Raw genomic sequence first — 19,890 nt, forward strand, 5'->3', positions numbered from 1 at the left:
GTTATTTCAGTCCCATCCCTGCTTTTAGAATATTGACCGCGACACCGCCCTCTCGCGGGCCTCCAAGGCGGATTGCATCAGCAAGCGCAAGATAGTGGTAAAGAATCCTGTCCTTTTTCACGGCTTCCGGCACTGTCTTGTAGAGCGGCTCTATCGCCTGACCACGCTCCGTTCCAAATGCATCAGGCCAGACCGGAATCAGTCCGCCTGCACTTTTGATGCTTTTGGACAGTGCCGGGGCTGCGAAACCCGTCGGGATACCGCGAACCATTGCGCCGGGCTTTACGGGGAAAAAATACTTTAGAGCGTGCTCGGTGATGCTTAGTAGCTGCCGCCGATTAACTTTCGCAAGCCCCGTGTCGTAGTCATTGGTGAGCAGACCGGACTCACGACATCTGGCGAGGGAATTTGATACCTCGCTTTTGCTTAGCCCGAGAGCGGCAGACAACGCCCGCAATGAGTAAGCCTCACTCCAGCTTGCCAGCGGCGGGACAGCTACCGGCTCCGACCACCCTTCCCACCCCGCCTCATCGTCCAGGGGCGAATCGAAGTCCTGTCGACGGAATACAGTATCTTCACCGTCAGTGGAGTAGGTGACCAATGGCTGCCCTACCTGTCCTCCTGCGGTCATTTGGCTGACCACATAAGGCTTCAACAGCTCCTCAACCTTGTTCGAATTCGACTCTGACTCCATTACACCAAGGAGGTTTTCCTCCTGAGCGTGAAGGCTGGCCATCTTGAACAAAAGCAAAATATCTTGACTCTTCATGAAGCCTAAAACTCCAAGTGTCCACATTCCATAAAACGTGGACACTTGTCTCATTCAGAATATCTGATCGTCAAGTCTTTTATTCGGCCTCACTTGTTGTGGTGCCCACACAAAATCCACCGTCCCTGAAATTGCTCGCCACCTTAGTTCCGCTGACCGGTGTAGCAATATCAGATGACGTCCGCATACCTTGTAGGCAAACTCCTAATCTCGTGTTTGGGCACTTTGCCGCCCTGTTGCGCTGTTTTTCGACGGGATACTCTCCAGAGGTCGCTGACCCTTCAGTGATCGGGTGTGGTAACCCGGACAAACCAGCGCAACAGCGCCCTCATCTAAATCACAGGCACTTTCATTTCTGTGATCTCGAGTTATGGCAGCTGTGCGTGGGACGCCTTCGGGCGTGCCGGTTTCCTTGGTTCCCGGTTTACCACCCTGCGTACAGCTGCCTCCCTTTCGTGTGGTAACGGAAGTCGCAGCTCCTCGAACCAAGGAGTAGCACCATGACCGAAACGAAATCGCCGTCCCCCGCAGACCTCACAACCATCGGTTTCACCTCTTTCCTCTACAGCTCGGATCAGGCGTTACTCAACGTTCGCTCCGGCGTTCCCATCGTCGAAGCACTGTCCCAGGCTTCAGACTTGCTGTTTCTCGCCAAATCCTTCGCCGAGGATGCCGCCTACGACAAGGAAAGCGACCGCCACGCCTGGGCCGCGCATTACCTGACGATAGTCGGCAAGGCCTTGGTCGACGACGTGATGAAGGCTCTGATGCCGCGACCTGCGAGAACGAAGACCGAATCTGAGGCAGAACTGCCAGAAAGCATGTAACGGCACAAAAACGAAAAAGCCCCCGCCAGCCACAAGGCTGACGGGGGCTCTTCGATGACGCCGGTTTACATCTCCACCTGCGTCCCCAACTCAATCACCCTATTCAGCGGCAGATTGAAGAACCGCAGGTTCCCGTTGGCGTTCTTCAACATGAATGCAAACAGCGCTTCACGCCAACGGGCCATGCCTTCGAGTTTCGAGGCGATGACCGTTTCGCGGCTGAGGAAGTAGGTGGTGCGCATCGGGCTGAAGTCGAGGTCGTCCAGATGGCATAGTTTCAGTGCCTGCGGCACGTCCGGTTCGTCGGTGAAGCCGAAGTGCAGGATCACCCGGAAGAAGCCTTCGCCGTGTGCTTCGACTTCGAAGCGCCGCGATGGCGGAACGCGCGGGATGTCTTCGTAAACGACAGTCAGCAGCACCACTTGCTCATGCAGCACCTGGTTGTGCAACAGGTTGTGCAACAACGCGTGCGGCACCGCGTCGGAGCGGGCGGTGAGGAACACGGCTGTACCCTGCACACGGTGCGGCGGCTGGACGCGGATGCTGCTGATGAAGATCGGCAGGGGCAGCGCGCCTTCGTCGAGGCGTTCGACCAGCAGTTGCTTGCCGCGCTTCCAGGTGGTCATCAGCACGAACAGCGCGATACCGGCGATTACCGGGAAGGCACCGCCCTGGACGATCTTCGGCACGTTGGCGGCGAAGTACAGGCCGTCCACCAGCAGGAAGCCGAGCAGCACCGGCACCGCCAGAATCGGTGGCCATTTCCACAGCAGCAGCATGACTGCCGAGACTAGAATCGTGGTCATCAGCATCGTGCCGGTCACCGCCACGCCGTAGGCCGAAGCCAGGGCGCCGGAGGATTCGAAGCCGATCACCAGCAACACCACGCCGACCATCAGCGACCAGTTCACGGCACCGATGTAGATCTGGCCCTGCTCGTCGCTGGAGGTGTGCTGGATGTACATGCGCGGAATGTAACCGAGCTGGATCGCCTGACGGGTCAGGGAGAACGCGCCGGAAATCACCGCCTGAGAGGCAATCACCGTGGCCAGGGTCGACAGGCCGACCAGCGGAATCAAAGCCCAGCTTGGGGCCAGCAGGTAGAACGGGTTGCGCGCCGCTTCGGGGTTGTCCAGCAGCAAGGCGCCCTGACCGAAGTAGTTCAGCACCAGCGCCGGCAGCACCAGCAGGAACCACGCACGGGCAATCGGCTTGCGACCGAAGTGGCCCATGTCGGCGTACAGCGCTTCGGCACCGGTCAGCGCCAGCACCACGGCGCCGAGGATGGCCACACCCATGCCAGGGTGGACGGTAAAGAACCGCACCGCCCACGCCGGATTCATCGCGTGCAGCACTTCGGGAGTGTGGCTGATCCCGTACACGCCGAGCGCGCCGAGGACCAGGAACCAGGTGACCATGATCGGCCCGAACAGAATGCCGATCCGTGCTGTGCCATGGCTCTGGATCAGAAACAACCCGACCAGCACCACCAACGACAACGGCACGACCCAATGGTCGATCCCGTCAAATGCCAGGCCCAGACCTTCAATGGCCGAGAGCACGGAAATCGCCGGGGTGATCATGCTGTCGCCATAGAACAGCGCCGCGCCGATCAGCCCGCAGACCACCAGCAACGTACGCAACCGCTTGCGCCCCGCCGCCGCCCGACGGGCCAGCGCGGTGAGCGCCATGATCCCGCCTTCGCCCTGGTTGTCGGCGCGCAGGACGAACATCATGTACTTGATTGAAACGACCCAGATCAGCGACCAGAAAATCAGCGACAGAATGCCGAGCACTCCGTCGTGATTGACAGGCACGCCGTAAGCGCCGGAAAACACTTCTTTGAGGGTGTACAACGGGCTCGTGCCGATGTCGCCGTAAACTACCCCGACCGCCGCGACCAGCATGCTCAGCGGCTTGGTGGCCGAACCTTCGGCGCCTGCCGCGTGACTACTTGCCTGACCCATCCAACACTCCTGATTCCCAGACCGGCTTCTTAGATGAAGCACTATGCTTTGTGTGCAGCATGCGCGTTTTTACGCCCTGTAACAGACGTTTTCTTGACTGTAAAAATTCAGTAAAGCGCAACGGCGCGAAGCATAGCGCAGCACTCGTCGTATTTCCCTGCATAAAGCTGGTCAAGTGCGCTGCTCGTCGCTAGAATTGCGCACTTTTTGATCAGAGGCGCACTTCAAGCGCCCGTCCGTCGGCTTCTGCCATCAGGCAAGCGACGTCACAAAACACCGAGGTTAGACATGTCCACCACTCCTGCGCCGGCCAATCCAAAGGTTGGCTTCGTTTCTCTGGGTTGCCCGAAAGCACTGGTCGACTCCGAGCGCATCCTGACCCAGCTGCGCATGGAAGGCTATGACGTGGTGTCCACCTATCAGGACGCCGACGTGGTCGTGGTCAACACCTGCGGCTTCATCGACTCGGCCAAGGCCGAATCGCTGGAAGTCATCGGCGAAGCGATCAAGGAAAACGGCAAGGTCATCGTGACCGGCTGCATGGGCGTGGAAGAAGGCAATATCCGTGACGTGCACCCGAGCGTGCTGGCCGTCACCGGTCCGCAGCAGTACGAGCAAGTGGTCAACGCGGTGCACGAAGTCGTGCCGCCGAAGCAGGATCACAACCCGCTGATCGACCTGGTGCCGCCGCAAGGCATCAAGCTGACCCCGCGCCACTACGCGTACCTGAAGATTTCCGAAGGCTGCAACCACAGCTGCAGCTTCTGCATCATCCCGTCGATGCGCGGCAAACTGGTCAGCCGTCCGGTTGGCGATGTGCTCGACGAAGCCCAGCGTCTGGTCAAGTCCGGCGTGAAGGAACTGCTGGTGATTTCCCAGGACACCAGTGCCTACGGCGTTGACGTCAAGTACCGCACCGGTTTCTGGAACGGCGCGCCGGTGAAAACCCGCATGACCGAACTGTGCGAAGCGCTGAGCACCCTCGGCGTCTGGGTCCGTCTGCACTACGTTTACCCGTACCCGCACGTCGACGAACTGATCCCGCTGATGGCCGCCGGCAAGATCCTGCCGTACCTGGACATTCCGTTCCAGCACGCCAGCCCGAAAGTCCTCAAGTCGATGAAACGCCCGGCGTTCGAAGACAAGACCCTGGCGCGGATCAAGAACTGGCGCGAAATCTGCCCGGACCTGATCATCCGTTCGACCTTCATCGTCGGCTTCCCCGGCGAAACCGAAGAAGACTTCCAGTACCTGCTGGACTGGCTGACCGAAGCCCAGCTCGACCGCGTCGGCTGCTTCCAGTATTCGCCGGTCGAAGGCGCTCCAGCCAACGATCTGGATCTGGAAGTGGTTCCGGACGACGTCAAGCAGGACCGCTGGGAACGCTTCATGGCGCACCAGCAGGCCATCAGTTCGGCGCGCCTGCAAATGCGCATCGGCCGTGAAATCGAAGTGCTGGTGGACGAAGTCGACGAGCAAGGCGCGGTCGGCCGCTGCTTCTTCGATGCCCCGGAAATCGACGGCAACGTGTTCATCGACAACGGCAGCAACCTCAAGCCGGGCGACAAGGTCTGGTGCAAGGTGACCGACGCCGACGAATACGACCTCTGGGCCGAACAGATCTAAGCGCGAAAAATACAGAAAGCCCCGCTCTCTTTTACGAGATGCGGGGCTTTTTTACGGCTATCGTTTGGGGTGGGAAGGACTCCCTCATCCATGACAAAGAGGCTATCGGGCATGCGTCACCACTCGGTCATCCACACGCCGAAACTCAGCGATTATCAGGAACTGACCCGGGTCTGGGAGGCCTCGGTCCGCGCGACTCATGATTTCCTGCCGGAATCCTACATCGAGCTGCTGAAGAATCTGGTGCTGACCCGCTACCTCGATGCGGTGATGCTGATCTGCACCCGGGACAGCCACCAGCGCATCACCGGGTTTGCCGGGGTTGCGGCGGGCAAGATCGAAATGCTGTTCATCGACCCGGCCCATCGCGGTCAGGGCCTTGGCAAGAAACTGCTGAAGTACGCGATGGAGCACCTGAACGCCGACGAACTGGACGTCAACGAACAAAACCCGCAGGCCCTGGGGTTTTACTTCAAGCAAGGGTTCGAGGTGATCGGCCGCTCGGAAGTCGATGGCATGGGCCAGCCGTATCCGCTGTTGCACATGCGCCTGAAACAACCGGAGCAGCGCGCCGTACGCGGCTAAAAGCCACACGGCGCAAATGCAATCGGGCTTAACCGGCCCCAGGCAGGTACAATGCCCACCCCTTTTTTGTTACGGCCCCTGTCATGACTGACCCGATTCGCCTCTCCAAACGCCTCATCGAGCTGGTCGGTTGCTCCCGCCGGGAGGCCGAGCTGTTCATCGAGGGCGGCTGGGTCACCGTGGACGGCGAAGTCATCGACGAGCCGCAGTTCAAGGTCGGCGACCAAAAGGTCGAGCTCGACAAGGACGCCAAGGCCACCGCGCCGGAGCCGGTGACCATCCTGCTCAACGTGCCGGCCGGCGTGGATGTCGACAGCGCCATGCAGTCGCTGAACGCCGAAACCCTCAGCGAAGAACACCGCTACGGCAAGCGTCCGCTGCGCGGGCACTTCCTGCGCCTGACCGCCAGCGCCGACCTGCAACCCAAGGCCAGCGGCCTGCTGGTGTTCACCCAGGACTGGAAGGTGTTGCGCAAGCTCACCGCAGACGCGGCCAAGATCGAGCAGGAATACGTGGTCGAAGTCGAAGGCGACATGGTTGCCCACGGCCTCAATCGCCTGCAGCACGGCCTCACCCACAAGGGAAAGGAACTGCCGCCGGTCAAGGCCAGCTGGCAGAACGAAAACCGTCTGCGCTTCGCCATGAAAAACCCGCAGCCGGGGATCATCGCCCAGTTCTGCGAAGCGGTCGGCCTGAAGGTCATCGGCATCCGCCGCATCCGCATCGGCGGCGTGTCCATCGGCAAGGTGCCGGTCGGCCAATGGCGCTACCTGTCCGGCAAAGAGAAATTCTAAGGCTCGCAAGCCACCCTACATTCCGGCATCGCGCCCCGCTCGGTGCCCACAGCGAACAATCAGGATTGCACACATGGTTCACAACGACGTTCTGCGCAGCGTGCGCTACATGCTCGACATCAGCGACAAGAAAGTGGTCGAGATCATCAAACTCGGCGGCCTGGACGTCACGCTTGCCGATGTCGTGACGTACCTCGACAAGAAAGAAGAAGACGAAGAAGGTTTCGTGCGCTGCCCGGACGAAGTCATCGCGCACTTCCTCGACGGTCTGGTGATCTTCAAGCGCGGCAAGGACGAAAGCCGTCCGCCGCTGCCGATCGAACTGCCGGTGACCAACAACATCATCCTGAAAAAGCTGCGCGTGGCCTTCGAACTGAAGGAAGACGACATGCACGCGATCCTCAAGGCTGCCGACTTCCCGGTGTCCAAGCCTGAGCTGAGTGCGCTGTTCCGCAAGGTCGGCCACACCAACTACCGCCCGTGCGGCGATCAGTTGCTGCGCAATTTCCTCAAGGGGCTCACGCTCCGCGTGAGAGCGTAAAGCAGCGACAGGCGTCGAGCTGCAAGCTTTTACTCGTAGCTCGACGCTCGCAACTTGAAGCTGGCCCTATGGCCTCCCATTCCTTCCAAAAATAGTGGCTCCGCTTTTCGCAGCCGGCGACTAGGGTGTACTGAACCCTAGCCCTCAGGATTCGCCATGCACCCGTATTTCTCCCTGCAAGGCCGCACCGCCCTGGTGACCGGCGGCACCCGTGGTATCGGCAAAATGATCGCCAAGGCGTTTGTCGAAGCAGGCGCCCGCGTGTACGTCTGCTCCCGTGACGCGGAAGCCTGTCATCAAACCGCTGAAGAACTCAGTGCCCTGGGCACGTGTCATGGCATGGCGGCGAATCTGGCGACAGAAGAAGGCGTGAAAGAGCTGGCCGCGCGACTGGGCGAGCAGATCACTCATCTGGACATTCTGGTGAACAACGCCGGCACCACTTGGGGCGCGCCGCTGGAGAGCTACCCGGTCAAGGGCTGGGAGAAAGTCATGCAACTCAACGTGACCTCGGTGTTCAGTTGCATCCAGCAGTTTCTGCCGTTGCTGCGCCAATCCGGGTCGGCGGCCAATCCGGCGCGGATCATCAACATCGGCTCGGTAGCGGGGATCTCGTCTTTCGGTGAACAGGCCTATGCCTACGGACCGAGCAAAGCGGCCCTGCATCAACTGTCGCGGATTCTCGCCCGGGAACTGGTGAGCCAGCACATCAACGTCAATGTCATCGCGCCGGGACGCTTCCCGAGCAAAATGACCCAGCACATCGGCAGCGACCAGCAGGCGCTGGCCGAAGACACTGCGCTGATCCCGATGAAACGCTGGGGGCGTGAGGAAGAGATGGCTGCGCTGGCGATCAGCCTGGCGAGTACCGCCGGGGCGTACATGACCGGGAATATCATTCCGCTGGATGGCGGGTTTAGTCTCTGATATCGGCGGTGAGGCTATCGCTGGTAAGCCAGCTCCCACAGGTCTTTTGGTGTACACACATGATGCGAACTCCCGCGAACCCTGTGGGAGCTGGCTTGCCGGCGATAGCGTCAGGTCTGCCAGCACCAGACTGGCGGCCGGACGGGTTATCATGCCCGCCCTGCTCCGCTTCGAATGCAAACCATGACTTACAGCGTCTCCCCCATCGGCTTCGTCCGCTCCTGCTTCAAGGAGAAGTTCGCCATCCCGCGCCAGCCGCAACTGGCCCCCGCCGCCCGTGGCGTGCTGGAACTGGTGGCACCCTTCGATCAGGGTGACGCGGTGCAAGGGCTGGAGCAGGTCAGTCATGTCTGGCTGCTGTTCCTGTTCCATCAGGCGCTGGAAGACAAGCCGCGACTCAAAGTCCGCCCTCCGCGCCTCGGTGGCAACAAGTCGATGGGCGTGTTCGCCACCCGCGCCACGCACCGGCCGAACGGCATCGGTCAGTCGGTGGTGAAACTGGACAAGGTCGAGGCCAACCGCCTGTTCATCTCCGGCATCGACTTGCTGGACGGCACGCCGATTCTCGACGTCAAACCCTACGTGCCCTACGCCGACATCATTGCTGACGCTTCCAACAGCATCGCCAGTGCCGCGCCGCAACTGATCGACGTGCAGTGGACGGACGCGGCGCTGCAACAGGCGCACACGCACGCTCAGCGCCTGGCCGAGCCGCTGGTCGAGCTGATCGAGCAGTGCCTGGCCCAAGATCCGCGCCCGGCCTATCAGACGCCCGCGCCCGAACGCGAATACGGTGCGCAGTTCTGGGATCTGGATGTGCGCTGGCACTACCCTGTGCCTGAGCAGATCCGCGTTCTGGAAGTCATCCCCGCCGCTGACTGAATCGCGAAAACGAAAAAGCCCGCGCTGCCTTCTCAGGCAACGCGGGCTGATCGTTCCCACGTCGAGGCGTCGAACCGTCTGCGTGGGAATGCATCCAGTGACGCTCTGCGTCACCTATAAACAGCTTACTTCTCGACGAATGCGCGCTCGATCAGGTAGTCACCCGGCTCGCGCATACGCGCCGAGATCTTCAGGCCGAAGCTGTCGAGCACTTCGCTGGTCTCGTCGAGCATGCTCGGGCTGCCGCAGATCATCGCGCGGTCGTCCTGCGGGTTGATCGGTGGCAGGCCGATGTCGCTGAACAGCTTGCCGCTGCGCATCAGGTCGGTCAGACGGCCCTGATTCTCGAACGGTTCGCGGGTCACGGTCGGGTAGTAGATCAGCTTGTCACGCAGCGCCTCGCCGAAGAACTCGTTCTGCGGCAGGTGCTCGGTGATGAATTCGCGGTAGGCGACTTCGTTGACGTAACGAACACCGTGAACCAGGATCACTTTCTCGAAGCGCTCGTAGGTTTCCGGGTCTTGGATCACGCTCATGAACGGCGCCAGACCGGTGCCGGTGCTCAGCAGATACAGGTGCTTGCCCGGGTTCAGGTCGTCCAGCACCAGGGTGCCGGTCGGTTTTTTCGAGATGATGATCTCGTCGCCTTCCTTCAGGTGCTGCAGCTGGGAGGTCAGCGGACCGTCCTGCACCTTGATGCTGAAGAACTCGAGATGCTCTTCCCAGTTCGGGCTGGCGATCGAGTAAGCGCGCATAAGCGGGCGGCCGTTTGGCTGTTGCAGGCCGATCATCACGAACTGACCGTTCTCGAAGCGCAAGCCCGGATCGCGGGTGCACTTGAAGCTGAACAGAGTGTCGTTCCAGTGATGAACACTGAGGACACGCTCGTGGTTCATGTTGCTCATGTACGTGGGACTCCTGGAGATTGATCTGCGCCTGCCCGGCTCGTGTTGAAGAATGCCGACGGTGCGCAATTGCATCGCATTCTAATAGCGCCGACAATATCTGTTAACTGGATTATTAAGATAAGGGTTATCGGTTATATCGATATGCGATTTACTCTTCGTCAACTGCAAGTCTTCGTCGCCGTCGCCCAGCAGGAAAGCGTGTCCCGTGCTGCGGGTCTGCTCAACCTGTCGCAATCGGCTGCCAGCACGTCCATCACCGAACTGGAGCGCCAGTCCAGCTGCCAGCTGTTCGACCGCGCCGGTAAACGCCTGAGCCTCAACGCCCTCGGCAAACAGTTGTTGCCACAAGCGGTGGCCCTGCTCGATCAGGCCAAGGAAATCGAAGACCTGCTCAACGGCAAATCCGGTTTCGGCTCGCTGTCGGTGGGCGCGACCCTGACCATCGGCAATTACCTGGCGACCCTGCTGATCGGCGGTTTCATGCAGCGCCACCCCGAAAGCCAGGTGAAGCTGCATGTGCAGAACACTGCCAATATCGTGCAACAAGTGGCTCATTACGAAATTGATCTGGGTCTAATCGAGGGCGATTGCAGCCACCCGGACATCGAGGTGCAAAGCTGGGTCGAGGATGAACTGGTGGTGTTCTGCGCCCCACAGCATCCGTTGGCCAAGCGCGGCAGCGCGACCATGGAGGAATTGACTCATGAAGCATGGATTTTGCGGGAACAGGGGTCGGGGACGCGCCTGACCTTCGATCAGGCGATGCGTCATCATCGCAGCGCGCTGAACATCCGGCTGGAGCTGGAACACACCGAAGCGATCAAACGCGCGGTGGAATCAGGTCTGGGGATTGGCTGCATCTCGCGCCTGGCGCTGCGTGACGCCTTCCGTCGCGGCAGCCTGGTGCCGGTGGAGACGCCGGATCTGGATCTGGCGCGGCAGTTCTATTTCATCTGGCACAAGCAGAAGTACCAGACCTCCGCCATGCGCGAATTCCTCGATCTGTGCCGCGCCTTCACCGCCGGGGTCCAGCGCAGCGACGAGATCGTTCTGCCGAGCATCGCTTAGAGCAGAATCACCGCCCACACCAGGGCGATCATGCTCAGTGCCACGAATTGCGCGGCACTGCCCATGTCCTTGGCGTTCTTGGACAGCGGGTGCAACTCCAGCGAGATACGGTCGATGGCCGCCTCCACCGCTGAATTCAACAGCTCGACGATCAGCGCCAGCAGGCACACGGCGATCAGCAGCGCCTGCTCGACCCGGCTGACATTGAGGAAAAACGTCAGCGGAATCAGTACCACGTTAAGCAGCACCAACTGGCGGAATGCGGCTTCGCCAGTGAAGGCGGCGCGCAAGCCGTCCAGCGAGTAACCGGAAGCGTTGAGGATGCGTTTCAGGCCCGTCTGGCCCTTGAAAGGTGACATAAAGTAGATAACCGACCGAAAGGAAGTGGGGAAGCTAGATCAACGAAAGTCAAAAAAGCGTGAAGACGCCAGCGCTTACTGGCTCGGAATTGACTCAAGTTGTTGCAGCAGTAAAGCTGCCTGGGTCCGGGTCCGCACGTTCAACTTGCGAAAAATCGCCGTGACGTGGGCCTTGATGGTCGCTTCGGACACGCTCAGCTCGTAGGCGATCTGCTTGTTCAGCAAACCTTCGCAGACCATGGTCAGCACCCGGAACTGCTGCGGCGTCAGGCTCGCAAGGCCATCGCTGGCGGCTTTGGCTTCATCCGAAACGCTGACCGCTTCGAATGCCTGGGGCGGCCAGAACACGTCACCGTCCAGCACTTTGCGCACCGCTTCCTGAATCACGCTCAGGTCGCTGGACTTGGGAATGAAGCCACTGGCGCCGAACTCCCTGGACTTGACCATCACCGAGGCTTCTTCCTGGGCCGAAACCATCACCACCGGAATCTGCGGGTACTGACCGCGCAGCATCACCAGCCCGGAAAACCCGAAAGCGCCCGGCATGTTCAGGTCCAGCAGCACCAGATCCCAGTCAGCCTTTTCGGTCAGGCGGGCTTCCAGTTCGGCGATGCTCGCCACCTCCACCATGCGTACGTCCGGGCCAAGGCCCATCGTCACCGCTTGGTGCAGTGCGCTACGAAAAAGAGGGTGATCATCGGCAATCAGGATGTCGTATGTGGCCATTTTTCAAATGATCCTGTTTTTGATGGCAGGCCCGCGCATTCGGGCCTCACCAAAGCAAATCCAGATACCGCCCGGCAGCGGTATCCACAGGGGCACGTTCAACGCCAATCACGAACAAAAACGGCGTTTCAAACCTTGGCCGCACCCCAATCGGCGCCAAGCATGACCAGCGAAGCCGGGGTGGTCAAGCCGCACGGCCACTGCTTTAGCAGTATGGGCCAGGATCAGGCCGGTACTGGCGCCGCGTTTCGGATATAGGGCAGCAATTCGGCGTGGGCCGGCGTCGACACATTGACGTCCAGTTGCTGCTTGGCCCCCAGGTAATGCTGGCTGAACACATCGAAATAGGCATCCAGCGCCGACGCCGCGTCCGAATCGCCGGCCAGTTCCAGACACAGCGCCGCCACTTCGGCGGTGCACAGGTGCTCGCTGCGGGTCGAGCGGCGCAGGCGATAGCGCGAGAGTTTGTCGGGCAACAAGCTCAGGATCGGCAAACGGTCGAAATACGGGCTCTTGCGGAAAATCTTCCGGGCTTCGGTCCAGGTCGCATCCAGCAGGATGAACAGCGGACGCTTGCTGCTATCGAGATCCACGGTGTTGGTCACCCGCGAAGGTTCGACGTACTCGCCGGGGAACACCAGATACGGCTGCCATTGCGGGTCGTTCAGCAGCGCCAGCAGTTGCTCGTCGGGCTCGGTCCGCGACCAGATGAAGGCATGGTTGTCGCGCACGATGTCGGCGATCAACCAGCCGGTATTACTGGGTTTGAACACTTCCTTGCCGGTCATGATCAGGCAAACACCCGAACGCGCATCGACGGTGGGCCGCCAGGCACACAGGCAATGGCTGATGATCACCCGGCAATCGCGGCAGCGCGGGGAACGAAAGCCACGGGCCTGGATCGGCTTGATGCCTTCGTCCTCGCGCTGATCGCGCAGGCGGGCCACGGCGTTGGGGGCATGATTCATCGCAGGCGGCACCGGCAGACAGGAAAACTCGACACGAACGACACTCGGCAGGGCAATAAAGGGCGGCAGTTTACCAGAGCGACGGGCACAAGCCTGTACCCTCCCGACCGGCTCCCCTATAATTCGCCGCCACTGAACGCACAGTCACGTGGCTGGTCGAACCACCAGTCACTGAACCAGGAGAGTTTCATGCTGCGCCTTATCGTTCCCACCGCTGCCATTCTGCTGGCCTCGTCCTTCAGCGCTCAGGCTGCATCCCTGAGTGAGCAGAATCTGAACCGAGAGCTGCGCAATGTCGCCGCACAAAGCAGCGTCGGCACGCCACGGGCGATCAACGAAGACATTCTTGATCAGGGCTACACCGTCGAAGGCACCACGCTGGTCAACCACCTGAGCGTGCAAAAGAGCCACGCCGACAAAATGCGTGCGGACCCCAAAGCCGTGTATTTCCAGCTGGGCGCCTCGGTCTGCAACAATCCGTCGTACCGCAAGCTGATGGCCAAAGGCGCGATCATGCGTTATGAATTCACCGAAGTGAAAAGCAACAAGGCGATCGGCTCCGCCAGCTACCAGGAATCGGATTGCCCGAAAGCGGCTCCAGCGAAGAAGAAGTAATCATCGCGACGTAGCGCGCCGCTGTTCATCCTCGGCGCGCAGTTCGGCCAGCAAGGCCTGCAAGTAACGCGAGCGGCGCTCCCCTCCCGCCAGGCGTCGGCAGCACTCCTCTTCGAGACTCACATGGTTGGTCTCGGCCGATGCTTTCAACAACCGATACAGCTGCGTATCGATCTCCAGAATGACTCTGGTCATGTGTCCTGCCTCCTTGCCACCCGCAAATCCTTGAATAGCGTGCACCTTGCGTACGGTCGTTGACGCAAAGTTGTCGTACGGCGCCTTTAACTTAGTAAATCAGAGCATTCAGCCCTCGACGTGGCATCGGACGAGCGGTGAAAACACTTCGCAAAGCGGCAATAAGCAGTTGCCAGGAAAGACTTTGCGGCGCAATGCTCAATGAGCGAAAAATGCTTTGAGGGTCTAGATTCAACGTATTCCCGATCTTTTATTAACGGCAGGAAAGGAGCTGCCGACTGTTTGTTTTCTTGCAGCGCGGCACTGACGCCGCACGTCAGAGCCGAAAGCTCTGTGCAGAAGGAGAAGTTGCATGCCTTACCAACCGAATGACCTGCTCAGCCGTCATTTTCAGGAAAGCGGCCACGACCTCATCAGCAAGGTCGAAGAACAACTCAACCTGGTGTCACCCAACAGTCCGAATTCCCCCATCTACCGCGACATGATCCTGACCGTGCTGCGCATGGCCCAGGAAGATCACAACCGCTGGAATGCCAAGATCACCCTGCAAGCCCTGCGCGAACTGGAGCAGGCGTTTCGCACGCTCGAACAGTTCAAGGGGCGACGCAAGGTCACGGTGTTCGGCTCGGCCCGCACCCCGGTCGAACATCCCCTTTACGCCATGGCTCGGGAACTCGGGGCCTCGCTGGCCCGCTCGAACATGATGGTCATCACCGGTGCCGGCGGCGGAATCATGGCCGCCGCCCATGAAGGTGCCGGCCGCGATCACAGCCTGGGTTTCAACATCACCCTACCCTTCGAACAACATGCCAACCCCACCGTGGACGGTACCAACAACCTGCTGCCGTTCCACTTCTTCTTCACCCGCAAGCTGTTCTTCGTCAAGGAAGCCGATGCGCTGGTGTTGTGCCCCGGCGGGTTCGGCACCCTGGACGAAGCGCTGGAAGTGCTCACGCTGATCCAGACCGGCAAAAGCCCTCTGGTGCCGGTGGTGCTGCTGGACGCACCGGGCGGGACTTTCTGGCAAGGCGCGCTGGACTTCATTCGCCAGCAACTGGAGGAAAACCGTTACATTCTGCCGACCGACCTGAAGTTGGTGCGCCTGGTCTACAACGTTGAAGAGGCGGTGGAGCAGATCAACAAGTTCTACGGCAACTTCCACTCCAGCCGTTGGCTCAAGCGCCAGTTTGTCATTCGCATGAACCACAAGTTGAGCGATCAGGCCCTGGAGCATATGCAGGAAGCGTTTGCCGATTTGTGCCTGAGTGACCAGTTCCATCAACACGCCTACGCCGGCGAAGAGCACGACGATGCTCAATTCAGCCACCTGACGCGCCTGGCATTCGCCTTCAATGCCCGGGATCACGGGCGTCTGCGGGAGCTGGTGGACTACATCAACCTGCCGGAAAACTGGGCCCACTCAAAACCCCAAACCGCGCAACGCACTCGCGAACCGTCGAAGGTAACGTGAAGGCAAAAAAAAACGGCCCGCTATCGAAATAGCGGGCCGTTTTTTATTTTTTGATTGAAGCTGGAGCGATTTAATCGTCCATACCTCTGCCGCTGAACAAGCGGTTGATCATCTCCATCGAGAATCCCCGGTACGCCAGGAATCGACCTTGTCTGGCGCGTTCCTTGGCATCGCCGGGAAGCTGTCCGGAGAACTTCCGTTGCCACGTGTCTGTTAGCTGCTCCTGCCAGTTGATACCGCTCTCGCGCAAGGCGAGTTCGATATCGGCGCGTTGCAACCCGCGCTGGCTCAGTTCTTCGCGAATCCGCAGTGGGCCGTAACCGGAACGGGCGCGATAGGAAACAAAGCTTTCAAGATAACGGGCTTCGGAAAGCAGCCCTTCTTCCGTCAAACGGTCGAGGGCTGTTTCGATCATCTCGGGGGGAGCGCCACGCTGACGCAGTTTGCGCGTCAGCTCAACTCGACCATGCTCGCGGCGCGCGAGCAGGTCCATGGCGGTTCGCCGCACCGCGACGAGGGTATCGAGTACGGCGGTTGTCATCGGTGCAATCAGATATCAGCGTCAGCCAGGTCGTCTTCGGTCTCTTTGACCGCAGAAGCCTTGGAGTCAGCGATCACGGCTGGCGACAGCAGTTTGTCACGCAGTTGCTTCTCGAGCTTGGCCGCGACTTCCGGGTTGTCCGCCAGGAACTTGGCCGAGTTGGCCTTGCCCTGACCGATCTTGGTGCCTTCGTAGGCATACCAGGCGCCGGACTTCTCGACGAAACCGTGCAGCACGCCCAGGTCGATCATCTCGCCGTTCAGGTAGATACCCTTGCCGTAGAGAATCTGGAACTCGGCCTGACGGAACGGCGAAGCGACCTTGTTCTTCACAACCTTGACGCGGGTTTCGCTGCCGACCACTTCGTCGCCTTCCTTCACCGCGCCGGTACGGCGGATGTCGAGACGAACCGAAGCGTAGAACTTCAGCGCGTTACCACCGGTGGTGGTTTCCGGGCTGCCGAACATCACGCCGATCTTCATGCGGATCTGGTTGATGAAGATCACCAGGCAGTTGGCGTTCTTGATGTTACCGGTGATTTTACGCAGCGCCTGGGACATCAGACGGGCTTGCAGGCCCACGTGCATGTCACCCATTTCGCCTTCGATTTCAGCCTTTGGCACCAGTGCGGCCACGGAGTCGACGATGATCACGTCAACGGCGTTGGAGCGCACCAGCATGTCGGTGATTTCCAGGGCCTGTTCGCCGGTGTCCGGCTGGGAAACCAGCAGGTCGTCGACGTTGACGCCCAGCTTGCCGGCGTACTCAGGGTCGAGGGCGTGTTCGGCGTCGACGAAGGCGCAGGTCGCACCGGCTTTTTGAGCCTGGGCGATCACGGACAGCGTCAGTGTGGTTTTACCGGAAGATTCAGGACCGTAGATTTCAACGATACGGCCTTTTGGCAGGCCGCCGATGCCGAGTGCGATGTCCAGACCCAGAGAGCCGGTGGAAATGGCCGGGATCGCCTGACGGTCCTGATCGCCCATACGCATTACGGCACCCTTGCCGAATTGACGTTCGATCTGACCCAGGGCCGCAGCCAAGGCTTTCTTCTTGTTGTCGTCCATTAAAGTCCTCACGTAATCAATAAGGCCTGACGGCCAACACCTGTATAAGTAGCCAGTATTATTCCACAGCGTTCACGGATCGCCTACCCCTGATTTTCGATTTCTCGTGCCGCTAGTCGCAGCAAGCCCTCTAGCGCGGCCTTCACCGTTTGTCGGCGGACTTCGTCGCGGTTGCCGGGGAAGTGCTGGACCTCGCTGGAAACCGTGTCGCCCACACCCCACGCCAGCCAGACGGTGCCCACCGGTTTGTTCGGCGAACCACCGTCCGGCCCGGCCACACCGCTGACCGCCACGGCAAACCGCGCCAGGCTTTTTTCCCGGGCGCCGCGCACCATGGCCTCGACCACTTCGCGACTGACCGCGCCCACGGTGCCGAACAGCTCCGTCGGTACATTCAGCTGCTGGGTTTTCTGGCGGTTGGAATAGGTCACGTAACCCGCCTCAAACCACGCCGAACTCCCCGGAATGCGGGTGATGGCTTCGGCAATCCCGCCACCGGTGCAGGACTCGGCCGTCGTGACGTGGGCATTGAGCAATTGCAGACGTCGGCCAAGTTCGGCCGCCAGTTGGGTGATTTCTTTCACGGCGCGCTCCGGATCGGATGGAATGGGTACCACCGTACACGAGCCGGTTGCGCTTTCAATACACAAGCTTATTCAAAATGTTCGGGCGCCAGCGCTCTGATATAGGCCTGACAAGCCTGCAAGGCAATCAGTCCACGGTCGCCTTCGCCGGTGATGGCGACAATTCGTCGAGCATGCGCCGGGTCAAGTCGGGCGCGTACGGCTGCATGATCCACGCCGCCGGCGCCGGAGGTGGCTGGCACACCGCAGCCTTGGGCAGCGTCGCCTGCGTCGATGAGGACTGACAGGCGCAGATCAGCAGTGGCAAGACGATCGCGCAGGCGATCCTGATCACGTTGGGCATCGTTCAGTGCTCGATAATGGGTTTGATCACTGGCCGTGAGCCGTTGCTCCAGGGCCAGGCGCTTGTCCTGCTCCGCCTGTTGCGCTGTGGCGGCGGTCAGAGTCAATTGATTGAGGGCTTCGGCATGCAGCCGGGCCTGCTCGGCCAGCCGTCCTTCGTAGCGCCAGTCCTGGACCTGCCAGGCCAGCGCCGCCGAACCACCGGCCAGCAGCAAAGCGCCGATGACACACCAGAACTTCAGACCGAAGGCTGGCATAACACTGCCCTCGCCCGCGCCCAGATGTCGAGGCGGTCCTGCAAACCGTTCAACCCGCCGTTGATCCGCCGGGTGATGCTGTTGAACTGATCCTGATCCGCCAGTTCGTTCAAGCCATTCTTCTCCCAGAACCACGCCGCGGACTCCGCCGCCCATTGCGGTTGTTCGAGCAACTCAGGCAAGGCCAGCAGGCGCTCGTCACCGAAAAGTCCGAGACTGCACTGACGATAATTGCTGCGCCCGGTGATCTGGATCAGCCCGCGCCCGCGATACTTCTGCCCGTCGCCGTCAGCCTCGGGCGTGTTGCCCAGGCGCAAGGCCAGCGTACCGGTGTCGTATTTGCTCAGGTACTGGTTGTTGCCCAGCTCACGTACGTACTGCAATTGCCCGGACTCGTGTCCGATCTGAGCGAGAAACGTAGCGATGCGTTTCGGTGTATCGATGCGATGGCGGGCCATGGCGTCGTTGAGCGGTGAAACAAAAACGCCCGCTTGGCGGCGGGCGTTGGGCATGATGTTGAGTAGGTTGTCTTCAGTAATTTGCATAATGCTCGGTCCTCCCTGGATGCTCCGATTGAACCATGGCTGCAGGCTGATGCCAGCCAGCCATTTTTTGCCAGAATTTTCAGGAGTACCGTCGTTCGCTCCCGTGACTGACAAATGGAAAGGCGAAACCGAAGTGATCCGCAGGCACGCACTGTGCTGCCTGCGGTACTCGGTTCAGTACTTGATGACGTAAAGCAGCGCGACGTTTCGTGGGCGTGCTTCATTGCCCCCGTCTGCAGCGATCGTCACCGCGTGGGTGTGATCACCCACAGCGTTGACCGTGATCGCGTGCGAGTGATCACCGGCCGCGTTGATATAGAGACCGTGCGCGTGATTACCGCCTGGAGCCGTGACGGCGGCATAGTCACCAGGGCCACTGCCCGTACCCTGACGGCCATAGGAAGTGTTGTTACCCGAAGCCAGAATGCCGTGCTGGTGATCCCCGGATTCATTGGTGATACCGGAGTGGGCGTGATTGCCGGCAACGGACGCCGAAGCACCGTGGGCATGCGCCCCTGCCGCCGCCGCCGAAGCGCCGTGGGTATGCGAAAGGTTCTGACCGGCCTGGGCACTGCCCAGAACTCGAGCATTATCGACCTTGCGACCATCGTCCCAGCCCCGCACGAACTCGCCGCGCAGATCCGGCAGGGCAAAAGTCGTGCTGCCATTACCGGCCCCGAATCGCGTGCCGATCGCCGCAAAGAGCGCCGCATATTGCGTGCGGGAAACAATGTCACCATTACATTTGAGCCATCCCTTGGGCGGCTCTGCCGTGGCTACGGTTTTGATATCACCAATGTCACTGCCGGTCTGTTTGACCATGCCGGTGCTCGCGATCATCACCCATACGCCACCGGCAATGGTGCTGTTCCACTGCACCCACACGTCGCCGGATGCCGTGATTTCCCCTTCCTGAACCGCGTTGTGGTCAACCCCGACAATCGGTTTGGCCGCCAGTCCGTTGGCCGAGAAGGTACTGGCACCGGTGTTGGCATTGAGGGCCTTGAAACGCAGCACCAACCCGTCCACCACATTGAGAACGACCGGCGCATAGTTGGCGCGATAGGCATTGGCTGTGCCCGTGTCCATCGCGTAATCGACCAGCCCGGTCTGATTGATCCTGCGCACAGCCAGCAACAGTTGCCCCAGATCGACTTCGTCGGGAGTCACACCGGCGCCCTTGATCACGCCCAGCAATTCATCGGTGACGGAGTTGCCCCAGATCGCCGGAATCAGCGAACCGGGCGTTCCCGCCACCGGGTTTTCATCGACAAACTTGCCATTGACCAGTCCAACGCTGGGCACACTCTTTGGATAATCCATTAT

Annotated in this window: 23 protein-coding genes; 10 read left to right on the forward strand and 13 right to left on the reverse strand. The window is 60.3% G+C overall.

Translation table 11 applies throughout. The annotated features are described in order from the left end of the window. Window position 1: 1 nt before the first annotated feature. Window positions 2–769, reverse strand: a complete 768-nt coding sequence (locus GQX66_RS20410; protein WP_240870967.1) for a MarR family transcriptional regulator — start codon at window positions 767–769, stop codon at window positions 2–4. Between the two features lie 500 nt (window positions 770–1,269). Here GQX66_RS20410 and GQX66_RS20415 point away from each other — a divergent pair, with 500 nt between their 5' ends. Beyond that, window positions 1,270–1,596, forward strand: coding sequence for a DUF3077 domain-containing protein (locus tag GQX66_RS20415; RefSeq protein WP_085748162.1), 327 nt, complete (start codon window positions 1,270–1,272; stop codon window positions 1,594–1,596). A 65-nt stretch (window positions 1,597–1,661) separates the two neighbouring features. Here the strand turns inward: GQX66_RS20415 and GQX66_RS20420 are convergent, their stop codons facing one another. Beyond that, entirely contained in the window at window positions 1,662–3,563 is a 1,902-nt protein-coding gene (locus GQX66_RS20420) for a potassium transporter Kup (protein ID WP_236188157.1), read from the reverse strand. Between the two features lie 288 nt (window positions 3,564–3,851). On the opposite strand from GQX66_RS20420, the gene rimO reads away from it, so the two are divergent. From rimO to tsaA, 6 genes are all read left to right on the forward strand, one after another. Then, on the forward strand, window positions 3,852–5,189 hold the full coding sequence (gene rimO, locus GQX66_RS20425) for a 30S ribosomal protein S12 methylthiotransferase RimO (RefSeq protein WP_085748160.1): 1,338 nt from the start codon (window positions 3,852–3,854) through the stop codon (window positions 5,187–5,189). A gap of 111 nt (window positions 5,190–5,300) precedes the next feature. Beyond that, window positions 5,301–5,774, forward strand: coding sequence for a GNAT family N-acetyltransferase (locus tag GQX66_RS20430; protein ID WP_041475157.1), 474 nt, complete (start codon window positions 5,301–5,303; stop codon window positions 5,772–5,774). An 83-nt stretch (window positions 5,775–5,857) separates the two neighbouring features. Next, complete coding sequence (locus GQX66_RS20435; RefSeq protein ID WP_102717225.1) at window positions 5,858–6,568, forward strand: rRNA pseudouridine synthase; 711 nt, start codon at window positions 5,858–5,860, stop codon at window positions 6,566–6,568. Window positions 6,569–6,641: 73 nt separating this feature from the next. Beyond that, window positions 6,642–7,109, forward strand: coding sequence for a DUF1456 family protein (locus GQX66_RS20440; RefSeq protein WP_085748159.1), 468 nt, complete (start codon window positions 6,642–6,644; stop codon window positions 7,107–7,109). A gap of 156 nt (window positions 7,110–7,265) precedes the next feature. After that, window positions 7,266–8,036 carry an SDR family oxidoreductase gene (locus GQX66_RS20445; RefSeq protein WP_085748158.1) on the forward strand — a complete coding sequence of 257 codons (771 nt, stop codon included), beginning with the start codon at window positions 7,266–7,268 and terminating at the stop codon, window positions 8,034–8,036. 183 nt (window positions 8,037–8,219) lie between these two features. Beyond that, window positions 8,220–8,918: a tRNA (N6-threonylcarbamoyladenosine(37)-N6)-methyltransferase TrmO gene (gene tsaA / locus GQX66_RS20450; RefSeq protein ID WP_165369569.1), complete on the forward strand. Its 699-nt coding sequence runs from the start codon at window positions 8,220–8,222 to the stop codon at window positions 8,916–8,918. Between the two features lie 125 nt (window positions 8,919–9,043). Here tsaA and fpr read toward each other — a convergent pair whose 3' ends face one another. Continuing rightward, a complete protein-coding gene (gene fpr, locus GQX66_RS20455) occupies window positions 9,044–9,823 on the reverse strand; it encodes a ferredoxin-NADP reductase (protein ID WP_007908723.1) in 780 nt (259 codons plus the stop codon). 144 nt (window positions 9,824–9,967) lie between these two features. Here fpr and GQX66_RS20460 point away from each other — a divergent pair, with 144 nt between their 5' ends. Further along, the gene (locus tag GQX66_RS20460; RefSeq protein ID WP_011332748.1) at window positions 9,968–10,894 is read left to right on the forward strand and encodes a LysR family transcriptional regulator; all 927 of its coding nucleotides are present in this window, start codon (window positions 9,968–9,970) and stop codon (window positions 10,892–10,894) included. Here GQX66_RS20460 and GQX66_RS20465 read toward each other — a convergent pair. The 3 genes from GQX66_RS20465 to GQX66_RS20475 form a co-directional block, all read right to left on the reverse strand. Beyond that, complete coding sequence (locus GQX66_RS20465) at window positions 10,891–11,253, reverse strand: diacylglycerol kinase (RefSeq protein ID WP_003222276.1); 363 nt, start codon at window positions 11,251–11,253, stop codon at window positions 10,891–10,893. The genes GQX66_RS20460 and GQX66_RS20465 overlap by 4 nt on opposite strands. Before the next feature lie 75 nt (window positions 11,254–11,328). Beyond that, the gene (erdR, locus tag GQX66_RS20470) at window positions 11,329–11,979 is read right to left on the reverse strand and encodes a response regulator transcription factor ErdR (RefSeq protein ID WP_085647827.1); all 651 of its coding nucleotides are present in this window, start codon (window positions 11,977–11,979) and stop codon (window positions 11,329–11,331) included. A 224-nt stretch (window positions 11,980–12,203) separates the two neighbouring features. Beyond that, a complete protein-coding gene (locus GQX66_RS20475) occupies window positions 12,204–12,947 on the reverse strand; it encodes a tRNA-uridine aminocarboxypropyltransferase (protein WP_039771302.1) in 744 nt (247 codons plus the stop codon). Between the two features lie 189 nt (window positions 12,948–13,136). On the opposite strand from GQX66_RS20475, the gene GQX66_RS20480 reads away from it, so the two are divergent. Then, window positions 13,137–13,562, forward strand: a complete 426-nt coding sequence (locus tag GQX66_RS20480) for a PA3611 family quorum-sensing-regulated virulence factor (RefSeq protein WP_085748156.1) — start codon at window positions 13,137–13,139, stop codon at window positions 13,560–13,562. On the opposite strand, the gene GQX66_RS20485 is transcribed toward GQX66_RS20480, so the two are convergent. Next, complete coding sequence (locus tag GQX66_RS20485; RefSeq protein ID WP_085748155.1) at window positions 13,563–13,757, reverse strand: hypothetical protein; 195 nt, start codon at window positions 13,755–13,757, stop codon at window positions 13,563–13,565. Window positions 13,758–14,109: 352 nt separating this feature from the next. Here GQX66_RS20485 and GQX66_RS20490 point away from each other — a divergent pair, with 352 nt between their 5' ends. After that, entirely contained in the window at window positions 14,110–15,228 is a 1,119-nt protein-coding gene (locus GQX66_RS20490; protein WP_236188144.1) for a TIGR00730 family Rossman fold protein, read from the forward strand. 70 nt (window positions 15,229–15,298) lie between these two features. Here the strand turns inward: GQX66_RS20490 and recX are convergent, their stop codons facing one another. The 6 genes from recX to GQX66_RS20520 form a co-directional block, all read right to left on the reverse strand. Then, the gene (gene recX, locus GQX66_RS20495) at window positions 15,299–15,769 is read right to left on the reverse strand and encodes a recombination regulator RecX (protein ID WP_039771298.1); all 471 of its coding nucleotides are present in this window, start codon (window positions 15,767–15,769) and stop codon (window positions 15,299–15,301) included. Window positions 15,770–15,777: 8 nt separating this feature from the next. Then, window positions 15,778–16,836, reverse strand: a complete 1,059-nt coding sequence (gene recA, locus GQX66_RS20500) for a recombinase RecA (RefSeq protein WP_003222269.1) — start codon at window positions 16,834–16,836, stop codon at window positions 15,778–15,780. Between the two features lie 83 nt (window positions 16,837–16,919). Further along, window positions 16,920–17,420, reverse strand: a complete 501-nt coding sequence (locus GQX66_RS20505; RefSeq protein ID WP_085748153.1) for a CinA family protein — start codon at window positions 17,418–17,420, stop codon at window positions 16,920–16,922. Between the two features lie 68 nt (window positions 17,421–17,488). Continuing rightward, entirely contained in the window at window positions 17,489–18,019 is a 531-nt protein-coding gene (locus GQX66_RS20510; protein WP_085748152.1) for a lysis system i-spanin subunit Rz, read from the reverse strand. After that, window positions 18,001–18,564 carry a glycoside hydrolase family 19 protein gene (locus tag GQX66_RS20515; RefSeq protein WP_085748151.1) on the reverse strand — a complete coding sequence of 188 codons (564 nt, stop codon included), beginning with the start codon at window positions 18,562–18,564 and terminating at the stop codon, window positions 18,001–18,003. The genes GQX66_RS20510 and GQX66_RS20515 overlap by 19 nt, the downstream gene beginning before the upstream one ends. Before the next feature lie 174 nt (window positions 18,565–18,738). Then, window positions 18,739–19,887, reverse strand: a complete 1,149-nt coding sequence (locus tag GQX66_RS20520; protein WP_085748150.1) for a tail fiber protein — start codon at window positions 19,885–19,887, stop codon at window positions 18,739–18,741. Window positions 19,888–19,890 lie beyond the last annotated feature (3 nt).

The sequence above is a fragment of the Pseudomonas sp. B707 genome, assembly GCF_022496685.1.
GTDB classification, from domain to species: domain Bacteria; phylum Pseudomonadota; class Gammaproteobacteria; order Pseudomonadales; family Pseudomonadaceae; genus Aquipseudomonas; species Aquipseudomonas paraglycinae.